The following is a 15,594-nucleotide window of genomic DNA, read 5'->3' on the forward strand; positions in this document are numbered from 1 at the left end:
CTAGTTTCTTAGACACCTGCCTGGTTCAGTTTGAGCTGTCTGATTTCGAAGTCAACGGGCGACAGCATGCCGTTGTTCGTTTGCTTGCGCTTTGAGTTGTAGAACAGCTCGATGTATTCGAAGACGTCTCTCCGCGCGTCGTCGCGGGTCGGATAGGTGCGGCGCCGGATACGCTCCCGCTTCAGCAGCTGGAAGAAGCTTTCGGCGACGGTGTTATCGTGGCAGTTCCCGCGCCGGCTCATGCTGGGTTCAAGGCCGTGCTGGCGGAGAAAGGTCTGCCATTCGCGGCTGGTGAACTGGGAGCCTTGGTCTGAATGCACCGTGACCTTTCCATCGGGTTTGCGTCGCCATACCGCCATCAGCAGGGCCTACAAGGCCAGGTCCGTCGTCATGCGGGATTGGGCGGACCAGCCGACAACGCGCCGGGAGAACAGGTCGATGACCACGCAGAGATACAGCAAGCCTTCGTGGGTCTTGATGTAGGTGATGTTGGTCACCCAGACTTGGTCGGGTCGGGGCGCTTCGAACTTCTGTTCCAGCCTGTTCTCAGCCACAATGGCGGGCTTGCCGCGATATTGGCCGGGACGCCGCTTGTAGCCCACCTGGGCAACGATCCCGGCCAGCGACGCCAGCCGGGCGACCCGGTTCTCCGAGATGCTTTCGCCTTGGTCGCGCATATCGTCCGTCAGCTTGCGATAGCCATAGACCTTGCCGCTGTCAGCCCAAGCCTGCCGGATCAGCTCGGTCTGGCGCGCATCCTCCAGCGCGCGGTGGCTTAACGGTTCCTTAAGCCATGCATAGAAGCCCGAGAAATGCACGCGCAGCACTCGGCACATGGCCCGAACGCCGAACTCCTCGCGATGCGCCCGGATGAAGGCGTACTTCATTGGGACTCGCGCGCGAAGTACGCCGTTGCCTTTTTTAGGATGTCGCGCTCCTCGGTCACCCTGGCGAGCTCACGCTTCAAACGCCGGTTCTCGGCTTCATGGTCCACGCCCGGCTTTAGAACCGGCTCCCCGAACAGCTTCAACCATTTGTACAGAGAATACGTGCTCACGCCCAAACGCCGCGACACCTCCCGTACCGGGTACCCGCGCACCGTGATCTGATGCACCGCGTCCCGCTTGAACTCGTCGCTGTAGTTGCTTGTCCCCATGTCGGCCTCCTCGCCTCACAGTTAGGCGGCGAAGCGTCTACAAATCTAGGGGCACCTCATAACTTCGGACATGGATGCTCCTTCCTTTTGTGATGGCTTTAACACTCACCACAATGGCACATTGCGATGCCGTCGGGAGGGGCATCCACGCCATCAACAGAGTCCAATCCGCGCCGCCGCCATTCAGCACTGGGCTGGAAAAGCCCAGTCGCTTTCGGAAGGAAGGTGGCCTAAACGAGCACCGGGGGCGGCACGAAAGCGCGACAGGTCCACGCGCGTCGGCTCTCCTTACGTGATCGCCGGGATGCAGGCACTGGAGGGCACCCGCGTCGCGGGGTTCGAGGCCAACGGAGAGTTTCTACTGGGTTTCGACGCAGGCCCCCTGCCCGCCTTGCCGACCCGCGATGCGGTGCTGCCGCTCATAGCCCCGCTCGTGGCGGCCCGCGCCATGGACGTGTCGCTGTCGGTCTTGGTGGCAAGGCTGCCCACGCGCGTCACGCGGGCCGACCGCCTGCAGGGGATCGATCGCACCCGCGCCGAAGCCTGGATCTCGGCCCTGGCCCGGGACGCCACCGCCCGCGCAACTCTGTGGGATGGCAAGGACGTGACGCTCGACCTCACCGACGGAGTGCGGATGATCGACGCCCGCGGCGACATCCTGCACCTGCGCCTGTCCGGCAACGCGCCGGAACTGCGGGTCTACGTGGATGCGGGCGACACGGGCGCGGCACAGGACCTGCTGGACCGCGGCCTGGCGCATGCACGCACGTGGACGGGCGCATCGACGGACCCATCGTGATCGGGATGTCACTGTGCGACGACCTTTCGGCACATCCGCAATGGACATCACGGATCGCTTGCCGTGGATGGTCCCCAAAAGGTGCAGGTCCGTGGCGCAATGCGCGCTCGCGCGGACCGACCCGCCCGCCGGCCCAATGGATCGACCCATCATGATACATCCACAGAAGATCCTGCGCGGGATCTTTACCAACAAGCACATGACCGATCGCCATGGGCCGCTGGAGCGATACGGGTTTGCACTTGCGGCGGCGGCCGCCACCCTTGCCATCACGTTCGAGTCGCGTCTGGCGCGCGAACAGGTCCGCTGCATGGTTCAGGATCGTTTCGACACAGGGTTCCGGCGGTTGTCCTGGTACTTGCGGCGGGGGTGGCCCGGCCTCGATCTCTCGGCCGATCCGCTCTATCTTTTCTGCGACGGTCTGGATCGCCGGGAACTCGTCGCCATGCGGCGCTTCCTGAACCGGCGCAAAGCGCAACAGCCGCGCGGGGTCTTTTCGGGGGAAATGGCCCTGCTGTCGGCCATCGACCTGCTGGAGGCCTTCGGCTCCGACGAGTATGCTGCAGCCCTGTCGGTGTTCCACGCCGATGCCGAGGCCGCCCTGCAACACAGGCTCGCGCATCGCGGATCCCCGACCGGCCCCGCGAAAGGCGACACGCGCAAACCCCGGAACGCATCCACCGCGCGCGAAGAGTTCAGCCGCACCGCTGCCGAAGACGCGCTGCGCGAGACCGTGGCCCTGTTACGCGACAACGGCTTCGCGCCTTTCATCCTGTCCGGCACCCTGTTGGGCGCAGTGCGCGAAGGACAGATCCTCGATCACGACTACGACGTCGACCTAGGCCTCTTCGCCGACGAGATCGACCTGGATCGGCTCACGGCCCTGTTGCACGACAGCCCGCCCTTCCGGTGCATTGTCACCGCCGACCAGACAGTGCTGACCAGAACGCCATCGGGCGCGCTGCGGCTGGAGCGGCTGCCCATCATCTACAAGCTGCGCCACCCCACCGGCATCGTGACCGACATCTTCGTGCATTACCGCGAGGCCGGACAGGCCTGGCACGGGTCCTCGCAGTTCCGCTGGACCAATGCGGACTTCGGCCTGCAAGAGCGGACCCTGGCCGGAACGCAGGTGCTGGAGCCCGACGATCCCGCCCTGCACCTGACCGAGAACTACGGCGACTGGCAGACCCCGCAAAAGCAGTTCCAGGTCGCCATCGACACGCCCAACATGGTGCTGTTCGACAGCCCACTGTCGGCCGCGCTCGCGATCTGGCGGCTTGGCATGATGACGGACCGACCCGCGGCCCAGTTCGACCGCCTGCTCGACCAGATGAAGGACGCAGGGTTCATCACCCGGTCCGGGGAGGACGGCTGGACCATCGCACCGGATCTATTCGCAGAACAGGCCAGCCGGGACGGTGCGGGGTAAGCCCCGCAAAGTCACGGCGAGAACCCGGTCGCGCCCGTCCGGACAGACCATCTTCGTCAGAACCGTCAGCTTGCCTCGAACCGCATCGCGCTCACAGTCCCTGCCGGCTTGTCCTTCATCTCGTCCAGCCAGGCATCGCACATGCGATAGAACTCGAAGTCCTGCACGTACCACTTGCGCAGGTTCGCCTTCGCCAGATCCGACAGCGGAGGAACGTCGCTGTAATCGTTCGCATGGGCTTGCAGACTGTCGCGACTGACCGTCAGGGATGCGCCATGCGCAGCAAGCCCTGTCACCTGAAGAAACGTCTGCAAGTCTTCGTCGAACCGTTCCTGCCGGATGATCCATAGCGGCGGGCGGATATCGAGGAACGTGCCGCAGGGGCAGAACCAGTCTGACTGGTTCTGCCCTGTATGCCCCATCGATTTTATAGCAGCCCAGGCGCGGGGGCCCAGAGGCCCTTCGGCGAACAGGCTTTCAGCAAGATCATTCGCGTGGGGGAATTCCGCGAAAACGGGTTTTTCGTACTTCGACCATTTGTTGTAAAGACGCGGCGCTCCCTTGCGCTTACGCGAATAGAACCCGCTCCTGAAGCGCGAAATGGGGTCACGGATACTGAAGAAATAATCCGCCTGCGGCGGCAGATCCCTAAGAAAGATCGCATGACCGTGCTTTACGATCCTGCGATCCGCGCTTTGTTCCTTGAGCTGTCTGGATACGTTGCGGATTTGCGTGCCGGCGCATTTCCCAATGTGCAGGAAATGGATGTCAGTCTCGAGAAACTCCTCGGTCCCGGCAAGTCTGCTGCCTGGCCTGGCTTTCGTCTTGCCGACCTTTTCCGTCGCGTTTCCCGACATGAAAAATCCTTTGTGAAATCCATGATGCTTGATGCTTTGGCGTACACCGTCCCGATGACACGACCCTGTCGATAGACGATGCCACCTGCCCGGTCTACGCCAAACCCGGGCCGTACCTCTTCCGACAGATCGATTGTGACGCCAGGCCAAAGCCTGTAACAGATGCCCTCAGTCGGGCGGTCCGGGATCGGGTGGCACGGCACCGTGTCCCATCGGACAGAATTCGAGGGCGATCTGCATGAAAAGAGTGCTGACCTACGGCACGTTCGACACGCTGCATTACGGTCATATCAGGCTGTTGCAACGGGCACGGGCATTGGGCGACTACCTGATCGTCGGGCTGTCCACGGACGCCTTCAACAGCATCAAGAACAAGCAGGCCTTCCATTCCTGGGAAGAGCGCAAGGCCCACCTTGAAGCGCTGCGTTACGTCGACCTGGTGATCCCGGAGAACGACTGGGATCAGAAACGCGCCGACGTGACGCTCTATCATGTCGACGTCTTCACGATGGGAAGCGACTGGGAAGGCGAATTCGACTTCATATCCGACCTGTGCGAGGTCACTTACCTGCCGCGGACCGACAGCATTTCCAGCACCATGATCCGCGGCGGCTTGGATACCTCGAAATCCTGACGCCGCGCGGGAAGACATTTCCGGGGACACTGCCGACAGGGGCCTGCCCGGCTTCCCTCAATCAGCCCCGGACAGATCGCGGGTGAACACCTTGTCCGCCACGTCCGCCAGCTCGTCGACCCGGCGGTTGGCCACGATCAGGTCCGCCCGCGCCTTGAAGTCGGCCAGGTCCCGCACGACCTGCGAGCCGAAGAACGTGTCTTCTGCAAGCTCGGGCTCGTAGACGATCACCTCGATCCCCTTGGCCTTGATCCGCTTCATGATCCCCTGGACCGAGGACTGGCGGAAGTTGTCGGACCCCGCCTTCATCACCAGCCGGTGGATGCCCACGACGCGCGGGGCGCGCTCCACGATCCGCTCGGCCAGGAAGTCCTTGCGCGTGCGGTTGGCGTCCACGATCGCCTGCATCATGTTCTGCGGCACTGCGGCATAGTTCGCCAACAGCTGCTTGGTGTCCTTGGGCAGGCAATAGCCGCCGTAGCCGAAGGACGGGTTGTTGTAATGCTGCCCGATCCGCGGATCCAGGCAGACGCCCTCGATGATCTGGCGGCTGTCCATGCCGCCGGCCATCGCGTAGCTGTCGAGTTCGTTGAAATAGGCCACCCGCATCGCGAGGTAGGTATTGGCGAAAAGCTTGATCGCCTCGGCCTCGTCCGGGCCGGTGAACAGGACCGGCACGTCCCGCGACAGGGCGCCTTCGACCAGAAGGTCGGCGAAGCGGCGCGCGGCGGGGGTGCTGTCGCCCACCACGATCCGGCTGGGATGCAGGTTGTCGTGCAGCGCGCGGCCCTCGCGCAGGAACTCGGGGCTGAACAGAATCCGGTCGGTGCCCAAGGCGGCGCGGGCCTGGGACACGTAGCCCACGGGGATCGTCGATTTCACCACGATGTGGATGTCGGGGTTGGCTGCCAGAACCTGCCGCACCACGCCGTCGACCGAGCTGGTGTCGAAGAAGTTCTCGCGCGGGTCGTAGTCCGTGGGCGTCGCCACGATGGCATAGGCTGCGTCCGAAATTGCCTCGGACAGGTCCGTCGTGGCCCGCAGGTTCAGGTCACGGTCGGCCAGATACTCCGACAGTTCCGGATCCTCGATCGGGCTGCGCCCCACGTTCACCGCATCCACACGGTTCTGCGCCAGATCCACCGCCGCGACATCATTGTGCTGCGCCAGAAGAACCGCGTTCGACAGACCCACATAGCCCAGACCGATGACTGCAATCTTCATGTCTTGCCCTTGCGTGAACCAATGGCCTAGCTAGCCGCGAGGTTCCGGAATGTCTATCGCGGGCCTTGCAGAGGTCATCGTTCCCGGTGCCGCGGACCTGTCCCGTATCGCGCAGTCACGATCGGGCCGCGCAAGCCTTGTCTCAGTTATCGTCCTCGATCGCCGCGATATGGTTAGCCCGCATGAAGATCAGGCCCGACAAGACCAGAATAAGCCCTAATCCGTAGCCGTATGGCAGGGAAATATAGGTCGGATTGTAAGTCGCGTAGAAGGCCTCACGCCCCAAACCGGTGACATGTGCCAGCGGGTTCCACGTCATGAGTTCCCGTGCCCCTGGGGGGAGGTCCTCGACAATATACAGAACCGCCGAAGCCAGTAGCAATGGTCGGGTGATGATCCCCCAGATCGTCTTCCAGACCGGAAAGAGACCGAACAGCACCGCATTGTTCAGCCCTGCGCCAATCCCTAGAAGCGCCGCGATCGAGATCGCGTGCAGCATCGGCACCACGTCGATCGTTGGATGCAGGTCGTAGAACCAGATTATCGCTGTCAGCACGATGCACAGGACAGCCACCTGCGTCAGAATGGCAAGGATCGCGCGGCTCAGAACGGCATCGATCCAGGTCATCCGAGGATAGGCTAGCAAGGCACGTGAATAGCTCAGTGATTGCGCACTCTTCTGTGCCATTTCACCGTAGAACTGGAATGGCAGCATGCCGGTCGCGTAGAACATCATGAAGTTCGTCCCCAGCGCCGGCGAGCGCAGCAGCAGGGCAAAGCCGAACGACAGCACGACCAGCGTACCCAGCGGCTGCAGGATCGCCCAGACGTAGCCGCCGGGATTGTTGCCGTAGGTCGACGACATCTCGCGCAGGATCAGCGCCACAATGGTACGTAGCGTCTGAAAGCGCGGCGGCTTCAGACTGACGCTTTCGCGGTCATTTGGCAGGGTGACGTAGCTCATGGGATCCTTGTCCGACGATTGTGGCAAGGGCGCAAGGGGCAGCACCGGCGGCACGATGCGAGGGTCCGTTACGGATCGATCGCAGCCGATGCCGAACCGACAGGGAGATATTCGCCCGATGAAGGCGCCGGATAGGTTCACCCCTTTCCCCAAAACGAAGTTGCGAAAATCCGGAAGGCGGTTTGCGCATATCCGAAAACGAGCCTCCACGGAACCGTCGGTCGAACGCCTAGCTCAAAGAACCGCTCAGCACCTTGTCCAGAACCGTATCGGGCTTCGGGATCTGATGTTTATGCGTGAACTTGTGGACCGGAGCCTTGTCGAGCAGACTGCTGATCTTCTCCGGGCTCAGCTTCTTGTGAAATGAACGCTGTAGGAAATGCGGCAGAGACCTTTTCAATACGACTGCTTTCTGCGCCTCACGACCGAAGTCTTCGAAGGCGAAAGCAAGAGCTTCGAATATGCTGTGGAACATGAAATAGCCCAGATTGGGACGCTCTTCTTCCGCCCAGTAGACCAGCAACGCCGCGTACATCGTACTCATGATCACGTTGCCTGCCGGCGCGGACAGCGCCCAGTTGGATATCAGCGCCTTGGCCTTGGGTCTGGCGAAGTAGACGCATCGGTCGTCGGGAAAGGTATCCAGCAGGTTGGTGACGGGGTAGCATGTGGCGTCCAGCCAGACACCGCCGTATCTGTACAAGAGCCCGACGCGCAGGACATCGGAATACCATGCCTTGTTTGCCACGAGCTGGGGCGGTAAGCCTGTCGGCACATCCCAGAAATCCGCCAGATTGTGGTCATCGAGGAGCGTGAGGTCTGCGCCGTGCTGGGCGCGGGAGGCTTCGAAGCACCTGCGAACGATCTCGGGTGCATGCGCAGCTCCGGAATTCCAGAAGGAGTAAACCTTCCTCGGCCCACCGATTGGATCGGAAAGACGCGCGCGCATGGCCTGGATTTCGTCGGACCGAGATATCACCCAACTCGTTGCAGCCATACGGCTTGAGAACCGCCCTGGCCAATTCTGTGCGACATGTAGATGCGTTTCATTCAACTTGGGATCGAGCCTGACGGCCCTGCACCGGTACTCATGTTGAAGTTTCTTGTCACCTTTGGCCCCGGCGAGCTTAGCACGCCGATACCAATGCCGAGCCACTCTCGCCGTGAGGAAGTTTATCATGATTCCCGTGTAATTCGTATGTTTCCCTGTCTCCAATCCCAATCCGGATCTTGATGGCCAAGCCAGGAAATCGGCTTTTGTCATACGGCTCGACAAACCAGAAACTCAGGCGCAGGTCCGATGAGGGTCCGCAAAGCGGATCCCCTTTTAGACTTCGGGTATTTTCGCTGCCACCGGTCGCAGCACCTGATCGCCACCTTCGACCCAGCGAGCGACCAGCTGGCGCAGGGCGGTCTCGTCGTCGGTTTCGAGAGCCTTTCGCAGCGCCTTGAGGGCGGCCGCGACCTCGATCTCGGAAGGGTGCGCCTCGCGGGCCTGCAGGATCTTGGGGTGCGGCGTGGTCAGCTGGCCTTCGCCGATCAGCAGTTCCTCGTGAATCTTCTCTCCGGGGCGCAGGCCGGTGACCCGGATCTCGATGTCGCCTTCGGGGTTGGCGGCATCCTGCACGGTGTAGCCCGCACTTTCGATCATCTGCACCGCCAAGTCGTGGATCCGCACCGCGCGCCCCATGTCCAGCACGAAGACGTCGCCGCCTTGCGCGAACCCGCCCGCCACCAGCACCAATGCGGCGGCCTCGGGGATCGTCATGAAGAAGCGGGTCACGTCCTGATGCGTCAGCGTGACCGGCCCGCCCTTCTGAATCTGGTCCTGGAACAGCGGAATCACCGATCCCGACGACCCCATCACGTTGCCGAAGCGCACCATGGTGAAGATCGTCCCGCCGGGTTTCGCGCGGGAGGCCATGTCCTGCAGCACCATCTCGGCCAGCCTCTTGGAGGCCCCCATAATGTTGGTGGGCCGCACCGCCTTGTCGGACGAGATCAGGATGAACCGGTCGACCCCTGCCATCTGCGCCGCATGCGCTAGGGCCTGCGTGCCCAGCACGTTGTTGGACATGCCCACCAGCGGGTTCGATTCGACCAACGGCACATGCTTGTAGGCCGCCGCGTGCAACACGACCTGCACCCCGTGGGCGGTCATAGTGCGCAACACCGCTGCCTCGTCGGTGACCGACCCCAGCACCGGCACGATCTGCACGCGGGTGTCGCGCAAGAGCGCGCGCAATTCCATGTCGATGGTGTAGAGCGCCAGTTCGCTTACCTCGAACAGCACCAGCACCGCAGGCTTGCGGCTCAGGACCTGGCGGCACAGTTCCGACCCGATGGACCCGCCTGCCCCGGTGATCATCACCACCCGGCTCGCGTAGGTCGCACCCGCGCGCGGCAGATCCTCGTCGAGCGCCGCACGGCGCAGAAAGCGCCCCGGCACCACGGGCTGCAACTGCTCCAGCAGAGGCGCCTCGCGACCGGTCAGCTGGGCGAAAGAAGGGACGGTCTGCACTTCCAGCCCCATATCCTCCAGCCGGCGTGACAGCTGGGCCACACGCGCGCGCGGCGCGGACGGCATCGCCAGTAGTGCCCGATCGATGCGGTGATCCGCGATCAGCTTGGGGATCGCCATCGGTGGATAGACCTGCAGGCCCTGCACGATCATCCCTTGGGAATTGGGATTGTCGTCGATGAAGGCCACCGGCAGAACGGTTTCATCCCCGCGCAGGGCGGCGACCAGCTGGCGACCCGTGCGGCCTGCGCCGTAGATCAGCACACGGCTGACATTATGCCCACGCCGGTAGATCCGCATCAGCAGGTTCAGCATCGCGATCCGCGCCGCCACCGAGATCAGGAAGTAGACCAGCGCAAAGTTGATGAAGCTTGCCAAGGGGGCTGCGAACCCCGCCACGTCATAGATCACCGCCGCCGAGACGCCCATCAGCACCGCGTGCCCCGCCGTCAGCGCGATCGCGTGGCTCTCGTAAGCCTTTAGCTGCACGGACGGTAGGCCCAGCACGCTGGACAGCAGGCCACCGATCGCCATCAGTACCGGCAGCACCAGCCAGTGGTCGGCCACCGTTTCGATCTCGCCCACGGCGTTGCCTTGCAAGATCAGCGCCAACGCCATCGCCACGGGCACAAGGGCCACGTCCACGCACAGCAGCACACCGCGCTTCGCGCGCCGTGGCAAGAGACTGACCCATCTGTACATCATGTCGTGGTTCCGGTCGCGGGCCTGTCCCGCAAGGCTGCATCGGTCTTAGGCCTCGCCGGGGGCGGCTATCAAGCCCCACCCGGCGTTTGCCCGGTCCCTGTGACCTTTGGACGGCAGCGGCCGGATCGGTCGCATTTGATAGAGATACGAATTCAGTTCAACGGGGTTTCCCTAAAACCATTAGATAAATCACTGACAGATATTACTAAATTTAATCCCGCCCGCTTTGCACCGCCTTTTGGCGGTAAAGGCCAGCCACATCCCTCTGCGCCCCCCAAGGACCAGGCAGAGGATCCCACTGCAGAGAGCGTATTGCCGTAACGACCCAGTCCAAGCTGAGGTAGTTGTCTCGGATCACCGATCTGGAACTGGTGAACGACATCCTTTACGCGACCAGGCTTTACGACGGCGGGCTCTACCTGTCGGACGGCGCGATTGCTTGTGACGTCATCGTCTCCCGACACGGCCACGGCCACGGCCCCTCCCTTGATGGTGTCCCGTGTCGTGGTGTAGCTCACGATAGGCCTCGCACTTCTGGGCGGGCCGAGCTGGTCAGTTGCACTGTGCTGCAGGCAGGCTGACGGTGAGATCATCGCAGAGAGGGGCGAGCGTTTCCAGCGTCATGTATCGACCACGCTGCACAGTCCATTCTTCGGTCTGTTCCATCAGGATTGCGCCGACGAGACGGCGTATCGAGGCCTCGTTGGGAAAGATTCCGACGACATCGGTGCGCCGCTTGATCTCGCCGTTCAGGCGCTCGATGGGGTTTGTCGAGTGCAGCTTGGTCCGGTGTTGTTGCGGAAAGCTCATGTAGGCCAGGACGTCTTCCTCGGCTCCAGCCATAAGCGTTGCGAGCTTCGGCAGCTTGGGCCGCATCTGGTCGGCGACCAGGCGCCACTGCACTTTGGCCGCCGCGTGGTCCGGTTGAGCAAAGGCCGTAGCGATGAATGCTGAGACGACCCGTCGGCTGTTCTTGCCAGCGTGAGCCAGGGCATTGCGCTGGAAGTGAACGCGGCAGCGCTGCCAGGTCGTGGACAACACACGCGCCGTTGCGGCCTTGATGCCTTCATGTGCGTCCGAGATGACAAGCTTCACGCCGTTCAAGCCGCGACGGACAAGGTCGCGAAGGAACTCGGTCCAGAACGGTTCGGCTTCAGAAGCGCCAATTGCCATGCCCAGGACCTCTCGGCGACCGTCCGTGTTCACCCCGACCGCGATGGTGACGGCGACACTGACGATGCGGCCACCTTGGCGCACTTTGAGATATGTCGCGTCGATCCACAGGTAGGGCCACTCCCCTTCGATCGGCCGGGTCAAAAACGCATCGACCCGCTCGTCGATTTCTTCGCAGAGCCGGCTGACTTGGCTCTTGGAGATGCCTGTGCCGCCCATGGCCAACACCAGATCATCCATGGACCGTGTCGAGACACCGTGGACGTAGGCTTCTTGTATCACGGCTGTCAGCGCCTTCTCTGCGGCCCGCCGAGGCTCGAGGAAGGACGGGAAGTAGGAGCCCGTGCGCAGCCGGGGGATGCGAAGCTCGACGCTGCCTGCGCGGGTCTGCCAGTCCCGATCGCGGTAGCCATTACGTTGCGCCAAACGCTCGACGCTCTTCTCGCCATAGTCGGCGCCCGTCTTGGCGCCGACCTCAAGGTCCATCAGACGTTCGGCTGCAAAGCCGATCATCTCGCGGAGCAGGTCGGCATCGGCGCTCTTTTCCACGAGTGCGCGCAGGTCCATCATCTGTTTGGTCATCGGGTTCAATTCTCGGTTCAGGTTGGTGGTCACAACCCGACCCTACCGAGAAACCCGATGGCCACCGCAAGCTACACCACGCCCGGGGACGTCACCCCTCCCTTCAGCATCAGACGCCGCCAACGATACAGCAGGTTCGGTGCTACGCCATTTCGGCGTGCCACGATCGAGATGCTGGCGTTATCTTCCAGCGTCTCCTCGACGATCCGTAGCTTCTCAGATGAAGTCCAGCGGCGCCGGCGACCGCCATCGGTGATGATCTCTTAGTCAGACATAAGCACGTGCTTAGGTATATCCCTAAGCCTCCATGGTCATGCCTAAGTGTCCGGTCAAAAAGGGGCCAGTTCACCGGATAAGCTCAAGGGAGGGTTGGGCAACCTCGACGGCGGTGGGGGCAACAGCCTGCGGTTCGAGTATCTAACCGACACCGAGGCGCTGATTACGGCGATTTCCTTCGTCTAGCCCCGCTGGAACGGTTTTCGCGCCGTCCGCCAGATCAGCGCCAGATCCCAGCACAGGGTCCGGTTACGGGCATATATCAAATCCAGTCGCGCCTTGGCGGGGATGCAGCAGCGGCGATAGGTGGCCTCGGTCTGCTCTGCGGTGTCGCAAACGGCCAGCAGGCGTTCCTCGTGGCCGTGATAAATTAGGCTAGCCAGTCCCGTGATCCCGGGACGGCAGGCCAGCACGGCGCCGTAGATCTCCGGGTAGGCCTCAACGTAGCGGCGCAGGGGCGGGCGCGGACCGACGAGGCTCATGTCGCCGCGGATCACGTTCCACAGCTGCGGGATCTCGTCGGCGCGAGAGCGGCGCAGCAGGCGGTGCAACCGGCTCATCTGCCGCTGCTTGTCGCCGCCCGTGACACCGCCCACGCGGTCCGCGCCCACCGGCATGGTGCGCAGCTTGATCAGGCCGAAGGCGCGGTCGGGGCGGCACATCCGCTCGCTGACGTAAAAGAGCGGCCGGCCTTCGGTGATCCACATCACCGCCAGCAGGATCCCCAGCAGCGGCAGAAGCAGCAGCCCCAGGGCCACCGCCAACACCAGGTCCAGCGCTCGCTTGGAGGCCGTCATGCCGTCCCCTCCGGCCAGCCTTGCCGCGCCATCGCAGCGGCGTCGCCTTGCGGAACCGTCCAGAGCGCGCCCAGGCGGGACACGTCCAACTGCAGGTCGGGCAGTGCCGCGCGCGGCGCGGGCCGCCAGGCGAAAGGCACGTCCAGCGCCGCCAGCACCTCCGCCATGCCCACCGATCCCGCGCGCGCCACGTTCAGCACGCGCGGCAGCTCCGGCGCCTCCAGCAGGACCGGCAGGAGCGCGGCCAGGTCCGCGGCCCCGATCATCGCGCGCCGCGGCCCCTGCCCGTCCGCGAACCGGTCCAGCGTCACCGGATCGTCCGGCGTGGCCCCGGCGATCCCCGCCGCCAGCGCGTCGCAGCCCGCGACGTTGCCGATTCGCAGGCAGGTGACGTGATCCTCGCCCGCCATCGCCTGCTCCATCGCCAGCTTGGCGCGGCCGTAGGCATTGGCGGGGGCGCAGGGGCTGTCCTCGGACAAGGGATCGCGACCTGGCCCGTAGACCGCCTGGCTGGACGCCAGCAGCACCCGGCAGGACAGCGCCGCCCCCAGATCCGCCGCGGCCCGCGCCAGTTCCACCGTCTGCATTTCCAGATCGGACGCATCCCCGGTGGGGCCCGCCAGCATCACGATGCCGGCGATCCGGTCCCGGTCGGCGGCGCCCAATGGAGCTGATACCTTGGCGATGTCCCATTCGAGCGCGGGGGCTGCGGGGGCCGCGCGCCCCGGCCGGTGCTGCCAGAGCGCGGGCCGGCCCCGGGGCCAGGCGCGCGCCAACGCGCGGCCCAGCTTGCCGGTGCTGCCAAGGATCAGGATAGACGCGCGATCTGCCATGCGGACCCCTCCTCCGGGCCGTCCGCAGACCTACAGAAAAGAGATATCCTCCGCCAGCACCGTGACGTCCGTCAGGCTCTCGACAATCAGCCTGTCGCCATTTCCGAAGTCGAGCACCGTGTTTTCGTCGCGGACTTCCGCCAGCTTCAGCGCCTCCGCGACGCTGCCCACCAGGGACGCATCCAGCACGATCTCGTCGCGCCCGGCCTCGTAGTCGACGATCCGGTCGCGACCTTCGGTGTAGACGAAGGTGTCCGCCCCGGCACCGCCCATCAGCACGTCGTCGCCCGCGCCGCCCCAGAGCGTGTCCGCCCCGGCGCCGCCGATCAGCAGATCGTCACCGTCCCCCCCGTAGAGCCTGTCGTCGCCGTCACCGCCGTAGAGGATATCCTCGCCCGCACCGCCGTAGAGGACATCGTCCCCCGCCTCGCCCGCCAGCCGGTCGCGGCCCGCCTCCCCCCACAGCGTGTCATCGCCCGCGCCGCCCGACAGCCGGTCGGAGCCCTCCCCCCCCGACAGCAGGTTGTCGCCCCCGTTGCCGAAGAGCGTGTCGCGCCCGGACCCGCCGCCAAGCGCCAGGTCGTCCTGCCCCAGCAGGTGCACCGCGTCGAAGGCATGGGTGCCGAGCTGCGCCGACCCCGACAGCAACAGCGCGTGACCGCCATCGGCCTGCTCCACCACGTCGAGCTTCACGTTGCCGGGCCGCGTGTCGATCACGAGCTCCGCCAGCGTCGCATCGTCGACAAAGACCGAAACCTCCGTCTCCTTTTCGGGCGTCACCGCCAGGCCGTAGCCCCCCGCGGCGGCGGTCAGGGTGCGCGCGCCCGCGGCCTCGATGCCCAGGCCCGCGATCCCCTCGCCGATATCGTAGAACAGGTCGCCATCCGCATCCGCGAAGGCCACCCCGGTGACGAAGACCTCCGGCCCCGAGGCGGCGAAGTTCTGCGTCACCATCGAGGTGTGATAGTCGGTGCCGTCTTCGGTGAAGCGGCCCGACACCTGGGCGATGCCGACCTCGCGCAGCTGGGCGGTAAAGGTGTTCGCCCGGTGCGAGGGGCTGCGGAACAGCCCTTCGTGGTGCACGTCGATCGCGGCGTCCATGTCCAGCGTGCCGGTGCTCGACCCGCGCCAGGACAGGTTCTCGCGCCAGCTCCAGAGGCCGGTGAACTCGTAGCCCGCGGCCTGGATCCGATCCTGGCCGTCGGAGCCGTCCACCCCGTCGTGGCCGAAAGCGTTCGTATCCAGCATCCATTGGCTGTGGCCCAGGGCGGCCTCCTCCAGCCGGGTATCGGGGGCCAGCACCTGCAGCGTGTCGGGCGCGATGGTGCCGGGGGCCAGGCCCGCGTTCAGGTCCAGCGCGTGGCGGCGCGCCTCGGCCAGGGGATCGAGGCGGGCGCGGTTGATCAGTTCCAGCAGGTATTGTTCGGCGGCAGTCAGTGCCATGGGGCAGCCTTCGGGTCAGGTCGGGACCCACGGACCGCAGCAGTCCGGGATCGCCTTGCCTTATCCGAGCGCCCAAAGCCGCCCCGTCAGCGGCGGCGATCTGGCGCAAATCTGACAATCGCCCGTCCGTGCAGGACAGTCCGTTGCGCCATGGGCGACAATCTGACCGGGATCCAGGCCCCCTCCGCCCGCGCCCGA

The 15,594-nt window shown here is 64.3% G+C and carries 12 protein-coding genes and 2 pseudogenes; 3 read left to right on the forward strand and 11 right to left on the reverse strand.

Going from position 1 to position 15,594, the window contains the following annotated elements:
- Positions 1-8: 8 nt before the first annotated feature.
- A pseudogene (locus EU805_RS15620) lies at positions 9-1,156 on the reverse strand (IS3 family transposase).
- Between the two features lie 304 nt (positions 1,157-1,460).
- Here EU805_RS15620 and EU805_RS15625 point away from each other — a divergent pair.
- Together EU805_RS15625 and EU805_RS15630 are read left to right on the forward strand one after the other, a co-directional pair.
- Positions 1,461-1,955 (forward strand): hypothetical protein, encoded by a 495-nt coding sequence (locus EU805_RS15625; protein ID WP_129764916.1) that lies wholly within the window; start codon positions 1,461-1,463, stop codon positions 1,953-1,955.
- A gap of 151 nt (positions 1,956-2,106) precedes the next feature.
- A complete protein-coding gene (locus EU805_RS15630) occupies positions 2,107-3,387 on the forward strand; it encodes a hypothetical protein (RefSeq protein WP_129764917.1) in 1,281 nt (426 codons plus the stop codon).
- 65 nt (positions 3,388-3,452) lie between these two features.
- Here EU805_RS15630 and EU805_RS15635 read toward each other — a convergent pair whose 3' ends face one another.
- Entirely contained in the window at positions 3,453-4,244 is a 792-nt protein-coding gene (locus EU805_RS15635) for a sulfotransferase family 2 domain-containing protein (RefSeq protein ID WP_129764918.1), read from the reverse strand.
- Positions 4,245-4,482: 238 nt separating this feature from the next.
- Here EU805_RS15635 and tagD point away from each other — a divergent pair, with 238 nt between their 5' ends.
- On the forward strand, positions 4,483-4,878 hold the full coding sequence (tagD, locus tag EU805_RS15640; protein WP_129764919.1) for a glycerol-3-phosphate cytidylyltransferase: 396 nt from the start codon (positions 4,483-4,485) through the stop codon (positions 4,876-4,878).
- 57 nt (positions 4,879-4,935) lie between these two features.
- Here tagD and EU805_RS15645 read toward each other — a convergent pair whose 3' ends face one another.
- From EU805_RS15645 to EU805_RS15685, 9 genes and pseudogenes are all read right to left on the reverse strand, one after another.
- Positions 4,936-6,102: a nucleotide sugar dehydrogenase gene (locus EU805_RS15645; protein ID WP_129764920.1), complete on the reverse strand. Its 1,167-nt coding sequence runs from the start codon at positions 6,100-6,102 to the stop codon at positions 4,936-4,938.
- 142 nt (positions 6,103-6,244) lie between these two features.
- Positions 6,245-7,066 carry an ABC transporter permease gene (locus EU805_RS15650; protein ID WP_129764921.1) on the reverse strand — a complete coding sequence of 274 codons (822 nt, stop codon included), beginning with the start codon at positions 7,064-7,066 and terminating at the stop codon, positions 6,245-6,247.
- Positions 7,067-7,295: 229 nt separating this feature from the next.
- Positions 7,296-8,015, reverse strand: coding sequence for a capsular polysaccharide synthesis protein (locus tag EU805_RS15655; protein ID WP_165351986.1), 720 nt, complete (start codon positions 8,013-8,015; stop codon positions 7,296-7,298).
- A 378-nt stretch (positions 8,016-8,393) separates the two neighbouring features.
- Positions 8,394-10,289 (reverse strand): nucleoside-diphosphate sugar epimerase/dehydratase, encoded by a 1,896-nt coding sequence (locus tag EU805_RS15660; protein ID WP_129764958.1) that lies wholly within the window; start codon positions 10,287-10,289, stop codon positions 8,394-8,396.
- A gap of 555 nt (positions 10,290-10,844) precedes the next feature.
- Complete coding sequence (locus tag EU805_RS15665) at positions 10,845-12,047, reverse strand: IS256 family transposase (protein WP_129764959.1); 1,203 nt, start codon at positions 12,045-12,047, stop codon at positions 10,845-10,847.
- Positions 12,048-12,142: 95 nt separating this feature from the next.
- Positions 12,143-12,307: pseudogene (locus EU805_RS15670) on the reverse strand (transposase); the annotation flags it as partial.
- Positions 12,308-12,505: 198 nt separating this feature from the next.
- On the reverse strand, positions 12,506-13,120 hold the full coding sequence (locus tag EU805_RS15675) for a sugar transferase (RefSeq protein ID WP_129764923.1): 615 nt from the start codon (positions 13,118-13,120) through the stop codon (positions 12,506-12,508).
- The gene (locus EU805_RS15680) at positions 13,117-13,953 is read right to left on the reverse strand and encodes an NAD(P)-dependent oxidoreductase (RefSeq protein WP_129764924.1); all 837 of its coding nucleotides are present in this window, start codon (positions 13,951-13,953) and stop codon (positions 13,117-13,119) included. Before EU805_RS15680 ends, EU805_RS15675 begins: the two co-directional genes overlap by 4 nt.
- A 30-nt stretch (positions 13,954-13,983) precedes the next feature.
- Complete coding sequence (locus EU805_RS15685; RefSeq protein ID WP_165351987.1) at positions 13,984-15,396, reverse strand: CAP domain-containing protein; 1,413 nt, start codon at positions 15,394-15,396, stop codon at positions 13,984-13,986.
- Positions 15,397-15,594: the final 198 nt, after the last annotated feature.

This window comes from Salipiger sp. IMCC34102, from assembly GCF_004145405.1.
In the GTDB taxonomy this organism is placed as follows: Bacteria; Pseudomonadota; Alphaproteobacteria; order Rhodobacterales; family Rhodobacteraceae; genus Loktanella.

Excerpts from the sequence above, each read along its gene's own strand:
- EU805_RS15625 (WP_129764916.1), top strand. The coding sequence starts at position 1,461 with ATGCAGGCACTGGAGGGCACCCGCGTCGCGGGGTTCGAGGCCAACGGA.
- EU805_RS15630 (WP_129764917.1), top strand. The coding sequence starts at position 2,107 with ATGATACATCCACAGAAGATCCTGCGCGGGATCTTTACCAACAAGCAC.
- EU805_RS15635 (WP_129764918.1), bottom strand. The coding sequence starts at position 4,244 with ATGTCGGGAAACGCGACGGAAAAGGTCGGCAAGACGAAAGCCAGGCCA.
- tagD (WP_129764919.1), top strand. The coding sequence starts at position 4,483 with ATGAAAAGAGTGCTGACCTACGGCACGTTCGACACGCTGCATTACGGT.
- EU805_RS15645 (WP_129764920.1), bottom strand. The coding sequence starts at position 6,102 with ATGAAGATTGCAGTCATCGGTCTGGGCTATGTGGGTCTGTCGAACGCG.
- EU805_RS15650 (WP_129764921.1), bottom strand. The coding sequence starts at position 7,066 with ATGAGCTACGTCACCCTGCCAAATGACCGCGAAAGCGTCAGTCTGAAG.
- EU805_RS15655 (WP_165351986.1), bottom strand. The coding sequence starts at position 8,015 with ATGCGCGCGCGTCTTTCCGATCCAATCGGTGGGCCGAGGAAGGTTTAC.
- EU805_RS15660 (WP_129764958.1), bottom strand. The coding sequence starts at position 10,289 with ATGTACAGATGGGTCAGTCTCTTGCCACGGCGCGCGAAGCGCGGTGTG.
- EU805_RS15665 (WP_129764959.1), bottom strand. The coding sequence starts at position 12,047 with ATGACCAAACAGATGATGGACCTGCGCGCACTCGTGGAAAAGAGCGCC.
- EU805_RS15675 (WP_129764923.1), bottom strand. The coding sequence starts at position 13,120 with ATGACGGCCTCCAAGCGAGCGCTGGACCTGGTGTTGGCGGTGGCCCTG.
- EU805_RS15680 (WP_129764924.1), bottom strand. The coding sequence starts at position 13,953 with ATGGCAGATCGCGCGTCTATCCTGATCCTTGGCAGCACCGGCAAGCTG.
- EU805_RS15685 (WP_165351987.1), bottom strand. The coding sequence starts at position 15,396 with ATGGCACTGACTGCCGCCGAACAATACCTGCTGGAACTGATCAACCGC.